The sequence below is a fragment of the Algibacter sp. L1A34 genome (assembly GCF_009796805.1).
Taxonomy (GTDB): Bacteria; Bacteroidota; Bacteroidia; order Flavobacteriales; family Flavobacteriaceae; genus Algibacter.
On sequence record NZ_CP047029.1, the window covers coordinates 2,530,001 to 2,546,856 of the forward strand.

A 16,856-nucleotide genomic window follows, 5' to 3' on the forward strand; every position below is an offset into this window, starting at 1 on the left:
AAATAGCAGTGATATTATTATATAAAAAAAGTGATCAGCTTAGTTGATCACTTTTTTTATTATTTAAAGTTTACTCAGAGATATTACAATCCGAAAGCAGCTTTTACTTTATCTACATAATCTAATTTCTCCCAAGTAAATAATTCAACATCTAATGTTATTGATTCACCGTTTGGTTGTGAGAATGATTTAGTAACCGTTTCATTTTTACGTCCCATGTGTCCGTATGCAGCGGTTTCGCTATATATAGGTGCTCTAAGTTTTAAACGCTCTTCGATAGCAAATGGACGCATATCGAAAAGTTCTGAAACTTTTTCAGCTATTTCTCCGTCGGTCATATTAAAGGTACAAGTTCCGTAAGTATCTATAAAAATTCCCATAGGTTCAACAACACCAATAGCATAACTAACTTGTACTAAAACTTCACTAGCAACACCTGCTGCTACTAAATTTTTAGCAATATGTCTTGTAGCATAAGCAGCACTTCTGTCTACTTTACTTGGATCTTTTCCTGAGAAAGCACCGCCACCATGTGCGCCTTTACCACCGTAAGTATCTACAATAATTTTTCTACCAGTTAAACCAGTATCACCATGAGGTCCACCAATAACAAATTTACCAGTAGGGTTTATATGATATTTAATATCGTTATTGAATAAATTCTGAATAGTTTCAGGTAAATCTGAAATTACGCGTGGAATTAAAATTTCAACAATATCTTTTCTGATTTTTGCAAGCATAATATCGTCGGCATCAAAATCATCATGTTGTGTAGAAACTACGATGGCATCAATACGTTGTGGTACATTATCATCACTATATTCAATAGTTACTTGACTTTTAGAATCTGGTCTTAAGTAAGTAATATCTTTATTTTCGCGACGTAATTCTGCTAAAACTTTTAAAATCCTGTGAGACAAATCTAAAGCTAATGGCATGAAATTTTCTGTTTCATTACTAGCATAACCAAACATCATACCTTGATCTCCTGCACCTTGTTCTTCTTTGGTTCCGCGATCTACACCTTGACTAATATCGTCTGATTGTTCGTGAATAGCGGAAAGTACGCCACACGAATTTCCATCAAACATATACTCTCCTTTAGTATATCCAATTTTATTGATAGTATCTCTAGCAATTTTTTGAACATCTAAATAAGTTGTTGATTTCACTTCACCAGCAAGTACTACTTGTCCAGTAGTAACAAGGGTTTCGCATGCTACTTTCGATTCGGTATCAAAAGCTAAAAAATTGTCGATTAACGCATCACTAATTTGATCCGCCACCTTATCTGGGTGTCCTTCAGAAACACTTTCTGAAGTAAATAAATAAGCCATATTATATTATTTTATAGCAAGATTTGACGAAAACGTCGAAGGAAGTTTACACTGCCTTTAGCATTTTTATTTGTACTGAGTTCTTTTCAATTTGTTTTGAAAATTTATTTAGTACAAAGAGGTTGCAATCAGTCAAATCTTTCCTCTGTTATATGTGGCTGCAAAAATAGAAAAATAAAAGGAATTGTTAATTCATTTAGACTTTTTTAACCTAAAATTTGCTTAATAATTTTTATTTATAAATATTTGAATAGATAAATTAAACGTTTCTGATATAGAAGGAATTAATTTATAGTATTACATGAAGAATAAGTCCTTAATTAATGCTTCTATTAATGTTATTATGATTATTTCATAAGGCTTGTAAAACGGTTTTTAAAAATCTAAATATGTCAAAAAGCCTCCCTTTTATAGAAGCCTTTTTTTATTGTAAATTTTTCACTTTTTGGGCATAGTAAAAATACTGAATTAAAATACTGATTTATAGTAAGTTAGCATGTGTTTTATGTTTGTGAATTTAACCGATAAATCGAATTAAAAATCGAATTAAAATCCTAATAAATTAATTTCGATTATTATTTTAGATAATGAAGAGTTTTTAATGGAATTCACAATTTCATAAATTTTTAAAATAAAAATATAGTAAAAGATAAAATTATCCGCAACAAAAATGAAGGAACTCAATAAACATAGTAGAAGGTTAACTCAAGATGAATCTCAACCAGCATCTCAAGCGATGTTATATGCGGTAGGATTGACCGATGAGGATATGAAAAAAGCCCAAGTGGGCATTGCAAGTACAGGTTACGATGGTAACCCATGTAATATGCATTTAAATAATTTAGCTGCAGAAGTTAAAATAGAGTGTAAAATAGCCAATTTGGTTGGTTTGGGGTTTAATACTATTGGTGTTAGTGATGGTATTTCAATGGGAACTTCGGGTATGAATTACTCTTTAGCCTCTCGTGATATTATTGCAGATTCTATTGAAACGGTAATGAATGCTCAAAGTTATGATGCACTTGTTTCTGTTGTTGGTTGCGATAAAAATATGCCAGGAGCTGTTATAGCTATGTTACGCTTAAATCGTCCGTCAATTATGATGTATGGTGGTACGATAGCGTCAGGTAAATATAAAGGAAGAAAATTAAACATTGTTTCAGCTTTTGAGGCTTTAGGACAAAAAGTTGCAGGCGAAATTGGTGAAGAAGAATATAGAGATATTATAAAAAGTGCTATACCAGGAGCGGGAGCTTGTGGAGGAATGTATACAGCAAACACTATGGCTTCTGCAATAGAGTGTATGGGATTTGCATTACCTTATAATTCTTCTATTCCTGCTGAGAATCCAAATAAATTATCTGAAAGTGAGAGAACAGCTCTTGCTATAAAAAACCTTTTGGAGTTAGATTTAAAGCCTTTAGATATTATTACTAAAAAATCTATTGAAAATGCTATTGCACTTGTAAACGCATTGGGTGGATCTACAAATGCTGTATTGCACTTTTTAGCAATTGCTCATGCTGCAGATATCGAATTTACATTAGAAGATTTTCAACGTGTTAGCGATAGAACGCCTTTAATAGCAGATTTAAAACCTAGTGGAAAATATTTAATGGAAGATGTTCATGGTGTTGGTGGAACTCCAGCTGTAATGAAATATTTATTAGATAATGGTTATTTATACGGTGATTGTATGACGGTAACCGGAAAAACTTTAGCTGAAAATTTAAAAGATGTTGAAGCACTTTCGTTTGATGAAGATAGTCAAGACGTTATATATCCAAAAGATAAAGCATTAAAATCTTCAGGGAACTTGCAAATCCTTTACGGGAACTTAGCAACGGAAGGTGCTGTAGCAAAAATATCAGGAAACGAAGGTTTATTATTTGAAGGAAAAGCTGTTGTTTACGATGGTGAGCAAGCTGCAAATACTGGGATTTCAAATGGAGAAGTAGAAAGAGGCGATGTTGTCGTTATTAGATATGTAGGTCCAAAAGGAGGTCCAGGAATGCCAGAAATGCTAAAACCAACCTCATTAATTATGGGAGCAGGTTTAGGTAAATCTGTTGCATTAATTACAGATGGTCGTTTTTCTGGAGGAACACACGGTTTTGTTGTTGGGCATATTACCCCAGAAGCACAAGAAGGCGGAACCATTGGTTTATTAAAAACTGGTGATAAAATAAAAATTAGTGCTGAAGATAATTCTATCAACGTATTACTTTCTGATGAAGAATTGGCAGAAAGAAAAACACAATGGGTTCAGCCAGAATTAAAACATACAAAAGGAATATTATATAAATATGCAAAATCTGTTGCATCGGCTTCTAAAGGCTGTGTAACGGATGCGTTTTAACAAACGATTACAAGAGCAAGACGAAAATATATAGAGATGAAAGACACTCAAACCATAGAAAAACAGGAAGGTAAGACGCAAGAGACTATGCGAATTACTGGTAGCGAGGCCATTATTCATTGCTTATTAGCCGAAGGAGTAGATATACTTTACGGTTATCCAGGTGGTGCAATTATGCCTGTTTACGACGAATTGTATAAATTTCAACACAAAATTCATCACGTGTTAACACGTCATGAACAAGGAGCTGCGCATGCAGCACAAGGTTATGCACGTATTTCAGGAAAAGTTGGGGTTGCTATGGCAACTTCAGGACCTGGTGCAACAAATTTAATAACAGGTATTGCTGATGCTCAAATAGATTCTACACCAATAGTGTGTATTACTGGGCAAGTCGCTTCGCATTTGTTAGGTAGTGATGCTTTTCAGGAAACTGATATTGTTGGTATTTCTACACCAGTTACAAAATGGAATTGCCAAGTAACCAAAGCATCTCAAATTCCAGAAGCTATAGCTCAAGCATTTTATATTGCTAAGAGTGGGCGTCCGGGACCGGTTTTAGTAGATATTACTAAAGATGCTCAGTTGGAAGAATTCGATTTTAAATATGAAAAATGTACGGGAATAAGAAGTTATAATCCCATACCAAAAACAGATAAAGAAGCTGTTAAAGCTGCTGCAAAATTAATTAACGCAGCAAAAAAACCAATGATTGTTTGGGGCCAAGGTGTTATTTTAGGTAAAGCCGAAGCAGAATTAAAAGCTGTAATTGAAAAAGCGGGAATTCCTTCAGCTTGGACCATTCTTGGAGCTTCAGCAGTACCAACTTCTCATCCATTAAATATTGGTATGGTTGGTATGCACGGTAATTATGCTCCTAATGTATTAACCAATGAATGCGATGTGTTAATTGCTATTGGTATGCGTTTTGATGATCGTGTTACAGGAAATTTAAAAACCTATGCAAAGCAAGCTAAAGTGATTCATTTTGAAATTGATCCTGCGGAGATTGATAAAAATGTAAAAACAGAAGTGGCTGTTTTGGGAAATTCTAAAGATAGTTTATCACAATTACTTCCTTTATTAAATGAAGCAAATCATGAGGCTTGGTTACAAGAATTTAAAGATTTGTATGCTATTGAGTTCGAAAAGGTTATTAAAGAAGATCTTTCGCCAAGTAAAGAAGGCTTAACCATGGGTGAAGTGATAAAACAGATAAATATTGAGACTAAAGGTAATGCTGCTATAGTTTCCGATGTTGGGCAACACCAAATGATTGCTTGTCGTTATGCCGATTTTAATATCACAAAAAGTAATATTACTTCGGGTGGTTTAGGAACTATGGGCTTTGCTCTTCCAGCAGCTATTGGAGCTAAAATGGCAGCGCCAGATCGCGAGGTGGTTGCTATTATTGGTGATGGTGGTTTTCAAATGAATATTCAAGAATTAGGAACTATTTTTCAGCAAAAAACACCTGTTAAAATTGTAGTTTTAAATAACGAGTTTTTAGGAATGGTGCGCCAATGGCAACAGTTGTTTTTCGATAAGCGCTATGCATCAACGGAAATGACAAATCCTAACTTTGTGGCTATTGCAGAAGGCTATTATATCAAAGCTAGGAAAGTTGAAAAACGTGAAGAGTTGGCAGATGCAGTAAAGGAAATGATTGAATCTAAAGAATCGTATTTCTTAGAAGTTTGCGTAGAGAAAGAAGGAAACGTTTTTCCAATGATTGAAACCGGAGCTTCAGTTTCAGATGTAAGATTGTGCTAATAAATTAAGATCTAAAATAAAATGAATCAAGATATACAATCATTTACGATTTCAATTTATACCGAAAATAATATCGGGTTATTAAATCGTATTTCAGCTATTTTTCAACGTAGACACATAAATATAGAAAGTTTAACAACTTCACAATCGGAAATTGATGGTGTAAATCGCTTTGTTATTGTTGTTAATATGTGCGAAGAACAAGCCATAAAAATTGTTAAACAAATAGAAAAACAAGTAGAAACTATTCGTGCATTTTATCATATTGAAGATGATACTATTTTTACAGAATCGAGTATGTTTAAAATAAGATCTGAATTATTGTTTAACGAACCTCAAATTCAGAATATTATAAAAGAAAGTTATGCTCGAATTGTAACCGTAAATAAAGATTTTTTCGTTTTAGAAAAATCTGGAAGACGTCTAGAAATTGAAAATTTACGCAAGGAACTAAGTGTTTATGGCATTATGCAGTTTGTGCGTTCGGGAAGGATTGCAGTGACTAAAGAAGAAATGAAAGTAACAGAAGTGCTTAAAGCCTTCAATAATAAATACTAATTAAATTATAAAATGGGAAATTATTTTAACACCTTATCATTAAGAGATAAATTAAATCAATTATCTAAATGTAGATTTATGGACTCTTCGGAATTTGAAGATGGTGTAAATGCTTTAAAAGGTAAAAAAATTGTTATAGTAGGTTGTGGTGCACAAGGTTTAAATCAAGGATTGAATATGAGAGATTCTGGTTTAGATATTTCTTATACACTTCGTGACGCTGCCATTGCAGAAAAACGCCAATCTTTTTTAAATGCAAGCGATAATGGTTTTACTGTTGGTACTTACCAAGAGTTAATTCCTACTGCAGATTTAGTATTAAACTTAACACCAGATAAACAACATACAAGTGTAGTAAAAGCGATAATGCCTTTAATGAAAAAAGGAGCAACATTATCTTATTCTCACGGTTTTAATATTGTTGAAGAAGGAACTCAAGTTCGTGAAGATTTAACAGTAATCATGGTAGCTCCAAAATGTCCAGGGACAGAAGTAAGAGAAGAATATAAAAGAGGATTTGGTGTACCAACTTTAATAGCGGTTCATGAAGAAAACGATCCAGAAGGAAAAGGTTGGGCACAAGCAAAAGCTTACGCTGCAGCAACTGGAGGTGATAAAGCAGGTGTTTTAGCATCTTCTTTTATTGCTGAAGTAAAGTCTGATTTAATGGGAGAGCAAACTATTTTATGTGGTTTACTTCAAACAGGATCTATCCTTTGTTTCGATAAAATGGTAGAAAAAGGAATCGATGCAGGTTATGCTTCTAAATTAATTCAATATGGATGGGAAACTATTACAGAAGGTCTTAAATATGGTGGTATTACTAACATGATGGATCGTCTTTCTAATCCAGCAAAAATTAAAGCTTTTGAACTTTCAGAAGAATTAAAAGATATAATGCGTCCATTATTCCAAAAACATATGGATGATATTATTGAAGGTCGTTTTTCTGCAGGTATGATGGCAGATTGGGCTAACGATGATAAAGATTTATTAGGGTGGAGAGCTGCAACTGCAGAAACTGCATTTGAAAAAACACCAGCTGGTGATGTTGAAATTTCTGAACAAGAATTTTATGATAATGGTGTATTAATGGTTGCTATGGTAAGAGCAGGTGTAGAATTAGCTTTTGAAGCTATGACAGATTCTGGAATTATCGAAGCATCGGCTTATTATGAGTCTTTACACGAAACTCCACTTATAGCAAATACAATTGCAAGACGTAAATTATATGAAATGAACGCTGTAATTTCTGATACTGCTGAGTACGGATGTTATTTATTCGATCACGCTTGTAAGCCTTTATTAGCAGATTTCATGAAAACTGTTGATACTGATATTATCGGAAAACCTTATGCTACTAGTAATGGTGCAGGTGTAGATAATGCTAAATTAATTGAAGTAAATGCTGCTTTAAGAAATCACCCAGTTGAAAAAGTTGGAACGTTCTTAAGAGCATCTATGACGGCTATGAAGCCAATAGTTTAAGGATTTAAATAAATATTTTAGACCTGTCAAGTTTTTATTAACTTGACAGGTCTTGTTAAATAAAACAACCTGTAAGATTTCGTAAATCTTGCTGGTTACTAAAATTAAAAATTAATGAAGGAGATCACTTACTTTCCTAGTATTAATAATATAAAGCGAGCTGCTGATACTATAAAAAAAGTGTCGGCAGTTACGCCTTTAGGGCAAAGCCTTCGTCTTTCAGAAAATTTTGAAGCTAATATTTTTTTAAAACGAGAAGATTTACAGCAAGTACGCTCGTATAAAATACGTGGTGCTTATAATAAAATAAGTTCTCTAACTCAAGAGGAAGCTCAAAATGGAGTAGTTTGTGCTAGTGCAGGAAACCATGCGCAAGGTGTGGCTTTATCTTGTAAATTACTTAAAATCAAAGGCACTATTTATATGCCTACACCAACGCCAAATCAGAAAATAGAACAAGTTAAAATGTTTGGTGGCGATTTTATCAATATTAAACTCGAAGGAGATACGTTTGATGATGCCAACAATGCCGCAGCTGAAGAATGTACAGCATTAGGTAAGAGCTTTATTCACCCTTTTAATGATGAAAAAGTTATTGAAGGTCAAGGTACTGTTGGACTTGAAATTTTAGAACAAGCCACAGAACCTATAGATTATGTGTTTATAGCTGTTGGAGGTGGCGGATTGGCATCTGGTTTATCAACTGTTTTTAAAGAACTTTCTCCAAATACTAAAATTATTGGTGTGGAACCAGAAGGTGCGCCATCGATGACCACTTCAATCAAAAATAATAAGAACACTGAAATCCAGACTATAGAAAAATTTGTTGATGGCGCAGCGGTAAAACGAGTAGGCGACTTAACCTTTGCAATCTGTAAAGAAAATTTACATGCCATGATAACTGTTCCGGAAGGTAAAGTGTGCCAAACAATCTTAGAACTTTATAACAAGGATGCTATTGTGGTAGAACCTGCTGGAGCTTTAAGTATATCTGCATTAGATTTTTATGCAGAAGAAATAAAAGGAAAAAACGTAGTTTGTGTAGTTTCTGGGAGTAATAATGATATAACCCGAACAGCAGAAATAAAAGAACGTGCCTTGCTGTATGCTAATTTAAAGCATTATTTTATTGTGAAATTTCCGCAAAGAGCTGGAGCTTTAAAAGAATTTGTTGTTGAAATTTTAGGACCAGACGATGATATTACACATTTTCAATACGCTAAAAAAACAAATCGTGAAAACGGTTCGGCTGTAGTTGGTATTGTGCTTAAATCTGCAAAAGATTTAGAACCGCTTATAGCCAAAATGAAAGAACGAAATTTCTTTGGAGATTACTTAAATGATAAGCCCGATTTATTTCAGTTTTTAGTGTAGTTTCAAATTTTATAAAACATAATTTCAAATTCTTTTTAATTTCCCGTTTATTATATAGGTTTTAAGATATTTTTTGAGGTATCGTAGTTTTATAATTTATATTTTAACGCAAACGTTTGAGTTGTAAGTATCTTATTTCGTTCTAATTAATATATTAATAATACTGTATTTTTTAGTAGATTGGAGCTGTTTTGTTCTCATTTCGATGAGAATATTAATACCTTTACTTTACTACAAAATACAATATTTTAATATGAAAACTAAATTTCAAGAAATTCCAGAAGCATATAAGATAGATTCTTTATTTCACCAATCAACTTATTTGGTTAATGGAGAACTTAAACACTGGGAAGGAGAAACGGCAGAAGTATATTCTACGATTTCATCTACTAAAGATTATAAACCAACCGTATTAGGTACCATTCCTCAGTTAGGAGAAGCCGAAGCTTTAGAGGCTTTAGAATCTGCAACTAATGCCTATGATAAAGGACAAGGTTTATGGCCAACTATGAAAGTGATTGATAGAATTGCTTGCATGGAAAAGTTTGTTGAAGAAATGAAAACCAAACGCGAAGAAGTTGTAAAACTTTTGATGTGGGAAATTGGAAAAAACTTACCAGATTCTGAAAAAGAGTTTGATAGAACAGTCGATTATATTTATGATACCATTGAAGGATATAAACAAATAGATAGAGACTCGGCAAAATTCGAGAAAAACTCTGGGGTTTATGCACATATTCGTCGTGGTCCATTAGGTGTAGTATTATGCCTAGGGCCATATAATTATCCTTTAAATGAAACTTTTACACTGTTAATTCCTGCATTAATCATGGGGAATCCTGTAGTGTTTAAACCAGCAAAAATAGGTGTACTATTAATTTCACCTTTACTAGAAGCTTTTCAGAGTAGTTTTCCAAAAGGCGTCGTTAATATTGTTTATGGTCGTGGTCGTGTTTTGGCAACACCAATTATGCAATCGGGTAAAATTGATGTGTTGGCTTTAATAGGTAATAGTGAATCTGCAAATGCATTGCAAGCGCAGCATCCAAAAGGGAATAGATTGCGTATGGTTTTAGGTTTAGAAGCTAAAAACCCAGCAATAGTTTTACCAGATGCCGATTTAGATTTAGCAGTAGAAGAATGTTTAGCGGGAACACTTTCGTTTAACGGACAACGCTGTACGGCTTTAAAAGTAATATATGTTCACGAATCGGTTGTCGAAGAATTTAATAGATTGTTTGCTTTTAAAGTAGATCAACTTAAATTTGGAAACCCATGGGAAGCAGGAGCAAAATTAACACCACTTCCAGAGAAAGAGAAGCCAGGGTATATTCAAGAATTAATTGATGATGCTAAAGATAAAGGTGCAGAAATTTTAAATAAAAAAGGAGGAGAAACTACAGATAATTTTATTTTTCCAGCGGTACTTTATCCTGTAACAAAAGATATGCGTGTATTTAAAGAAGAACAATTTGGACCAGTGGTACCAGTGGTTTCTTTTTCAGATATCGAAGAACCTCTTCATGATATGGCAGAGTCTGATTATGGACAACAAGTAAGTTTGTTTGGTCAAAATGTGCATACACTTTCACCGTTAATTGATACTTTGGTTAATTTAGTTTGCCGAGTAAATTTAAACAGCTCATGCCAACGTGGACCAGATGTTTATCCTTTTACAGGAAGAAAAGATTCGGCTTATGGAACATTAAGTGTGCACGATGCTTTACGTTCTTTTTCAATTAGAACCTTTGTTGCTTCAAAAGATAACGCTTATAATAATGCTATTTTAAAAGAATTATTAGAGAAGAAAACATCTAACTTTATTAGCACAGACTATATTTTATAATAAAGAGAAAATCACATAAATTACCTGAAAAAATAATTTTATCTTTAGGCTTCTAGTAGTGCAGAATTTTTCACTGAAAAATATTGCACTACTAGAAGCCTTTATATATGTATATTTGATACATTGAAGATTCCTGTAAAAATTTAATTTAAACTAAAATGACTAAAATGAAAATAGCAAAGTATGTATTAGTTGCTGCGTGTTCTGCAGTAGTATTAATAGGATGTGGAGGAAAAGAAGAAAAGAAGAAAGAAGGCTTTTCTTATGATAAAAAAACAGAGGTTGTAAAAACAGTTGAAAGCAACGCCAACGATGTGGTTATTACAGGAAATGATGCCATGCAATTTAATAAGAAAGAAATTAAAGTAAAAGCTGGGGAAAAAATTAAAATCACCTTAAAGCATATTGGTAAAATGGATAAAAATGTCATGGGACATAATTTCGTTTTACTTAAAAAAGGGGTAAGTCTTTCAGCATTTGGAAATAAAGCAGCTACAGCCAAAGCAACACAATATATTCCAGATAATGGTAAAGATGTTATTGCTCATACTGATATTGTTGGTGCTGGCGAAACATCTATAGTAGAGTTTGATGCTCCAGAACCAGGAACGTACGATTTTTTATGTAGTTTCCCTGGGCATTATGTAATGATGAAAGGGAAGTTAATAGTAGAATAAAATTGCAAACATTATAAAATATTTTAAGTCCTTGTTTTTGTTAATCTTATTTAAGTTTTTAACAATAATGAGGACTTTTTGTTTGAATAGCAATACCCAATCACAGTCCTGTTTTTCGATTTGTTTTTATTAATCATTCGAAAATCTCTTGTTCTGAAGCATTTGTTATAGTTTTAAAATTATAATTTATAGAGACAGTCTTGTTTTCATTATAAATTTAAAGCTATTAATTATTAGTATTAATGCTTTCAATTATAAATAAAATAAACTAACCAAATATGAGAATTAAAAAAACGTGCGCTTTATTACTTATTGTTTTGTCTTTTTTCAATTGTAAGAAAAAGGAATATGTAGACAAAATCTATGAAAAGCCTGAGATTGTTAGAGAAGCATCTTCAAAGTTTCTTTCACCCGAAGAAAGTTTAGAATCTTTTTATTTACCTGAAGGGTACAAAGTTGAACTTGTAGCAAGTGAGCCTATGGTAGATGAACCAGTAGCTATTGCATGGGATGGTAACGGACGTATGTACGTAGCAGAAATGAATACTTATATGCAAGATGTTGACGGCAGTGGAACTAACAGGTCTATTAGTAAAATTAAGTTACTAGAAGATTTGGATGGCGATGGTAAAATGGACAAGAGTACGGTATTTATTGATAGCTTATTGTTACCTAGAATGATATTACCTTTAGAAAATGAGTTGATTGTAAATGAAACATATTCGTACGATTTATGGAGTTATAAAGATACAAATGGAGATGGTGTTGCCGATATAAAGGAACGTGTGTATTATAATCCAGACCGCCGTGGAGGAAATTTAGAACATCAACAAAGTGGATTAATTTGGAATTTAGATAATTGGGTTTATACCACATACAATCCATTACGTTTTAAATTTAAAAAGAATGAAGTTATTGTAGATTCTCTAGAGAATATGCCAAGTGGTCAATGGGGATTATCTCAAGATGATATGGGTGTTATGTATTACTCTTCGGCAGGTAGTGAAAACCCAGCATATGGGTTTCAGCAACCAGCAGTTTATGGTGATTACAATCCAGCAGGAAGATTAGCAGAAGGTTTCATGGAACCATGGCCTATTGTAGGTACTCCAGATGTTCAAGGTGGTCCAAAACGTTTACGTGAAGATAATACGCTTAACCATTTTACAGGTGTTGCCGGACAAGAAATATTTCGTGGCCATAAATTACCTCCATCTACTTATGGCGATTTATTTATACCAGAACCTGTTGGGCGTTTAATTCGTCGTGCAAAAGTAAAAGTTGAAGATGGTAAACGTGTACTTTATAATGCTTATGATAAAACAGAGTTTATGGCATCGACCGATTTAAACTTTAGACCAATACAGGCCAAAACAGGTCCAGATGGCTCACTTTATATCGTTGATATGTATCGCGGTATTATTCAGGAAAGTAACTGGACTAGAAAAGGAAGTTCATTACGCCCTGTAATTATCCGTAAAGAATTAGATAAAAATATAGGGAAAGGGCGTATTTATAGAATTGTTCATGAAGACATTGAAACAGATGTAAAGCCTAACCTTCTCGGAAAAAAAGCTTCCGAGTTAATTCAATATTTAGGACATCCAAATGGATGGTATCGTAATACAGCACAGAAATTAATTATTTTAAAAGATGATCAATCAGTAGTTCCGGAATTACAAGCTATTGTAAGGGATAATACATCATTTTTAGATGGTTTATTTAATAATGATAAGGACTTTGGAATTGAACGTGTAACAGCGCTTTGGACTTTAGAAGGATTGGGTAATGTTGATAAAGCATTAATTGTAGAAAAATTTACAGATGAAGATCCTCGTGTACGTTTAACAGCTATTAGATTAAGTGAGAATTTCTTGAAAGCAGGAGATACCGATTTATTTAAAGATATGGAAACGTTAATTTCTGATGCTGATATCGATGTAGTAAATCAGTTAGCATTAAGTTTACGTTACAGTAAAGATAAACAAGCAACAGAGTTATTAAATGCTATTAATGTCAAGTATGAAGGTCATGAAATTGTGTCGCATTCGGTTGTAGAAAGTTTAAAAAAAGATGATTCTAAGCTAATACAGTTAAAAACTCTAATTTCTAACCGTGGTGTTGGGGAAAAGAAAAGTATTCTTAAAGGATATGATGCTTATAAGCAATTATGTATTACTTGTCATGGTGCTAATTTAAAAGGTGTGCCAACTGAAGATGGAACATTAATCGCTCCAACATTAATAGGAAGCACGCGTGTTTTAGGTGATAAAGGTAAATTAAGTAAAATTTTATTAAATGGGTTAATTGGACCAATAGAAGGTAAAGAATACGGTATCATGATGTCGTTGAAATCTAATAGTGATCAATGGATTGCAGATGTACTTAGTTATGTTAGAGCTATGAATGAGGCAGATTACGTTCATAAAAAAGTGGTTAGAAATGCTAGAGAGCAATCTAAAGATAGAGCAGATTACTGGACTATTGAAGAACTTTATAAAGATTAATTAAATTAGATTATTTAATATAGTAAACAAAAAAGTTGGATGTAAATCCAACTTTTTTTGTTTATAATACGATCAATTTACAATGAGTTAAAAGAAATAGAACTTTTTTAAAACGTATAATTTAATTGAAGTAATGTAGCTCTTGGTAAAATAGGAACTACAATAAAACTAGCATCTGGGTTGTTATTAATGTAATATTGAGTTGCTCCATTGGCATTTGCTCCAAAAGAATTTGCTCCAAAAAAGTTAGCCAACCCGTCAGAGTTTAAAAGGTTACTAGCTAATACGCGAGCACTTAAATTCTTGTTTATTTGATAACTTATACCAGCATCAAAAACACTGTAGGCGGCCAATTGAAAAGCGTTGGCTACGTTACCTTCACGTTTACCTGTATATTTCCATTTAATGAAAGATGAAACTTTGCCTTTCTGAAATTCTGCAGACAGATTAAATAGTAATTTTGGATTGAAAGGTAATCTGTTTCCAGAATAGTTTATAACGCTATCATCTGCTATGTCAACAGATCCTGCTGCATCATAAATATTCCATTTTGTTGCCTTTGGGTTTTGTAAAACACCATTAAAACGAAAGGTTAAATATTGAATAGGGTTGTAAATGGTTTCCCATTCTAAGCCTAATGTTTGTGAGCTGTTAAATTGTATTGGCGTGTAAAAAATACTGCTTGTACTATCATCAAATTCAAAATTAGAAACTCCAATGTTTTTTAATTCACTCCAAAACAGTGTTGCTGTAAATGAGAAATCTTTTAAAGCCGATTTTAATCCCAATTCCGCTTGTTTTATTTTTTGTACTTCACCTGCATTAATAATAGGCACGTTAGCAAAGTTGTTGAAATAATAATTTAATTCTGGTGCTTTGTTTCCTCTTGAATAACGTCCAAATAGAGAAGCATCTTCGGTTAATTTGATATTTAAACCTGCTGAATATGATAAGTAATTATAGTTGAAATTAAACGAATCACGTTCACCTGTTGGTTGTAAAATATTGTTATCATAAATAGTGGTTTCATCTGCATCTAAACCTCCATTTTGTGTAAAAGGAGCGCTACGGTCGTTACTGCCTTTATGGTATATAGATTCATAACGAAGTCCTAAATCTAATTGAATATTATCCGAAATTTTCCAAATGTCATTAACAAATGTAGCTGCTTGAAAAACATCAGCACGACTGTTTGTGAAAAATAAACCACCATAATTACTTACACCATACCCATCAGATAAATAAAGAACCGGTTCGCCAGGATTTTCTAAGGTGACCTCCAACATCGTTGGATTATTTTCGTAAGTAGAAAATGCAAAACTACCCTGTGTAAAAACGGAAGTATTAGATATACCAGTAGAAAAACCAAAACTAAAATCGTGGTTGTCCCAAGTTTTTAATAAAGTTAATTGTTGCATAAACTCATCGGCATTGTTGTCTTTATACCAAGTCGATGTGCCCAAAACAGCATCGTTAGGTAGTGTACTATCGGTTAAATAGTTTATTGGACTTCCTGCAAAAATAGGACTGTTATCAATTCTTGCCATTTCGTCTCCTGTTTGAGTATTTTTAAAAACAATTTGGCCAACAGGAAAAGGATTCCCGTTACTTGGTAAATAATACGTTGTAGGGTCGCTCAATGATACAAAAGCGTTACTAATAGAGGTTTGCCAATTTGCATTTTTGGTCGAAAATTTCATATTATTTTTAATAGACCAATTATGGTTTAGGTTCTGAAACAAATCTAACCCAACCGCTAAATCTTTTGCATGCACACCTTTTGATGGATTAAAACTGTTTGTTTTACCGTCTTCTAAATAACGACCATCGGGAATCGATGCATTGTAAGAAGGCATTAATAGGGCAGAGGAGTTGAAATCTTGTTCAAAAGCAGCTTCAGGATTGTCCCAGTTTGTAGCCGCAACACCGTTATATCTATTGGTATGATCGTTTAAATATTTTCCGTAAAGTTTAAAGTATCCACGAGAGTTTACTTTAGTTAAGTTGAATTTAAATTGTCCGCCTTTACTAAAAGTGAAATCTGTATTTCTTGCACCTTCATCATGTCTGTAATGTCCACCAGCATTAAAACTCCAATTATTTCCTAATTGGCTGCCTAAAACAGCGTCTGCTCGGTAATATGGATTTCCTTCACCTTGAATACCGGTTTGTAGTTGTACTTCTCCTGTTAATTCTTCTGAGTTGGTTTGTCTAGAAATAAAATTATAAACACCTCCAGGAGCATTCATGGCAGTTACCGATGCGCTACCGCCTCTTAGGGCTTCAACGTTAGCAGTCATTAAATCTACACGATGAAACAAATCGGGACCATAATAAGAGTGTTGTACTAAGCTCACAGGTAAATCATCTTCCTGTAAAGATACGTAATACCAACCCATATCATCTTCGGCTGCAGCCGAAACGCCACGTGTGTAAACTCTTGTAAAAACTTCTCCAGCAGATGCATCTACAAAAGTTCCAGGTATGTTTTGCAATAAGCTTGCAGTACCTTGCGGAACTATTTGTTTTAAGTCTTTGGTGTTTAAAGTGCTCACAGAGGTACTCGATTCTAATTGTATTTTAGGCGTAAAATTTCCTGTAATAACTACGGTGTGTAAGTTTAGTAAATCGGTCTCTAAGCTATATGATAACTCAGTGTTATTAACTTTCAGTCTAACATTATCATTGATAGGTTTAAACCCTAAATGCGAAATACTTAAAATGTAATTCCCTTTAGGTGTATTTGTTAAGTAGTACTTGCCTTCGGAATCTGTTATGCTAAAAAGTATTGGTTCTGTGTTTAAAAAAACAGTAGCTCCAGATATAGGGTTATTGTTGCTGTCTGTAATTGTTCCGTTAAGAGATGATTGGGCGTTAATTAATAAGGTTTGTGCCAATATCAAAACGGATATTAATAATTTAATGCTATTCATAAGT

General features: G+C 33.3%; 10 protein-coding genes. 8 read left to right on the forward strand and 2 right to left on the reverse strand.

Features of this window, described 5'->3' with window-relative positions; all coding sequences use genetic code 11:
• Positions 1-83 precede the first annotated feature (83 nt).
• Positions 84-1,337 carry a methionine adenosyltransferase gene (gene metK / locus GQR97_RS10765; protein ID WP_158848243.1) on the reverse strand — a complete coding sequence of 418 codons (1,254 nt, stop codon included), beginning with the start codon at positions 1,335-1,337 and terminating at the stop codon, positions 84-86.
• Positions 1,338-2,007: 670 nt separating this feature from the next.
• On the opposite strand from metK, the gene ilvD reads away from it, so the two are divergent.
• The 8 genes from ilvD (at position 2,008) to GQR97_RS10805 (ending at position 13,919) form a co-directional block, all read left to right on the forward strand.
• On the forward strand, positions 2,008-3,696 hold the full coding sequence (gene ilvD, locus GQR97_RS10770) for a dihydroxy-acid dehydratase (RefSeq protein ID WP_158848245.1): 1,689 nt from the start codon (positions 2,008-2,010) through the stop codon (positions 3,694-3,696).
• 36 nt (positions 3,697-3,732) lie between these two features.
• The gene (gene ilvB, locus GQR97_RS10775; protein ID WP_158848247.1) at positions 3,733-5,469 is read left to right on the forward strand and encodes a biosynthetic-type acetolactate synthase large subunit; all 1,737 of its coding nucleotides are present in this window, start codon (positions 3,733-3,735) and stop codon (positions 5,467-5,469) included.
• A gap of 21 nt (positions 5,470-5,490) precedes the next feature.
• Positions 5,491-6,027: an acetolactate synthase small subunit gene (gene ilvN, locus GQR97_RS10780; RefSeq protein ID WP_158848249.1), complete on the forward strand. Its 537-nt coding sequence runs from the start codon at positions 5,491-5,493 to the stop codon at positions 6,025-6,027.
• A 12-nt stretch (positions 6,028-6,039) separates the two neighbouring features.
• Positions 6,040-7,515 carry a ketol-acid reductoisomerase gene (ilvC, locus tag GQR97_RS10785; RefSeq protein WP_158848251.1) on the forward strand — a complete coding sequence of 492 codons (1,476 nt, stop codon included), beginning with the start codon at positions 6,040-6,042 and terminating at the stop codon, positions 7,513-7,515.
• Positions 7,516-7,629: 114 nt separating this feature from the next.
• The gene (ilvA, locus tag GQR97_RS10790) at positions 7,630-8,889 is read left to right on the forward strand and encodes a threonine ammonia-lyase IlvA (RefSeq protein ID WP_158848253.1); all 1,260 of its coding nucleotides are present in this window, start codon (positions 7,630-7,632) and stop codon (positions 8,887-8,889) included.
• A gap of 253 nt (positions 8,890-9,142) precedes the next feature.
• A complete protein-coding gene (locus GQR97_RS10795) occupies positions 9,143-10,735 on the forward strand; it encodes an NADP-dependent glyceraldehyde-3-phosphate dehydrogenase (protein WP_158848255.1) in 1,593 nt (530 codons plus the stop codon).
• Positions 10,736-10,902: 167 nt separating this feature from the next.
• On the forward strand, positions 10,903-11,412 hold the full coding sequence (gene azu, locus GQR97_RS10800) for an azurin (protein ID WP_158848257.1): 510 nt from the start codon (positions 10,903-10,905) through the stop codon (positions 11,410-11,412).
• Positions 11,413-11,690: 278 nt separating this feature from the next.
• Entirely contained in the window at positions 11,691-13,919 is a 2,229-nt protein-coding gene (locus GQR97_RS10805; protein ID WP_158848259.1) for a c-type cytochrome, read from the forward strand.
• Positions 13,920-14,026: 107 nt separating this feature from the next.
• Here the strand turns inward: GQR97_RS10805 and GQR97_RS10810 are convergent, their stop codons facing one another.
• Positions 14,027-16,852 carry a TonB-dependent receptor gene (locus tag GQR97_RS10810; protein ID WP_158848260.1) on the reverse strand — a complete coding sequence of 942 codons (2,826 nt, stop codon included), beginning with the start codon at positions 16,850-16,852 and terminating at the stop codon, positions 14,027-14,029.
• Positions 16,853-16,856 lie beyond the last annotated feature (4 nt).

What these genes read in the sequence shown, in the direction of transcription:
- ilvN (WP_158848249.1), top strand. Translation starts at nt 5,491, where the DNA reads ATGAATCAAGATATACAATCATTTACGATTTCAATTTATACCGAAAAT.
- GQR97_RS10805 (WP_158848259.1), top strand. Translation starts at nt 11,691, where the DNA reads ATGAGAATTAAAAAAACGTGCGCTTTATTACTTATTGTTTTGTCTTTT.
- ilvD (WP_158848245.1), top strand. Translation starts at nt 2,008, where the DNA reads ATGAAGGAACTCAATAAACATAGTAGAAGGTTAACTCAAGATGAATCT.
- ilvA (WP_158848253.1), top strand. Translation starts at nt 7,630, where the DNA reads ATGAAGGAGATCACTTACTTTCCTAGTATTAATAATATAAAGCGAGCT.
- ilvC (WP_158848251.1), top strand. Translation starts at nt 6,040, where the DNA reads ATGGGAAATTATTTTAACACCTTATCATTAAGAGATAAATTAAATCAA.
- ilvB (WP_158848247.1), top strand. Translation starts at nt 3,733, where the DNA reads ATGAAAGACACTCAAACCATAGAAAAACAGGAAGGTAAGACGCAAGAG.
- GQR97_RS10795 (WP_158848255.1), top strand. Translation starts at nt 9,143, where the DNA reads ATGAAAACTAAATTTCAAGAAATTCCAGAAGCATATAAGATAGATTCT.
- azu (WP_158848257.1), top strand. Translation starts at nt 10,903, where the DNA reads ATGAAAATAGCAAAGTATGTATTAGTTGCTGCGTGTTCTGCAGTAGTA.
- metK (WP_158848243.1), bottom strand. Translation starts at nt 1,337, where the DNA reads ATGGCTTATTTATTTACTTCAGAAAGTGTTTCTGAAGGACACCCAGAT.
- GQR97_RS10810 (WP_158848260.1), bottom strand. Translation starts at nt 16,852, where the DNA reads ATGAATAGCATTAAATTATTAATATCCGTTTTGATATTGGCACAAACC.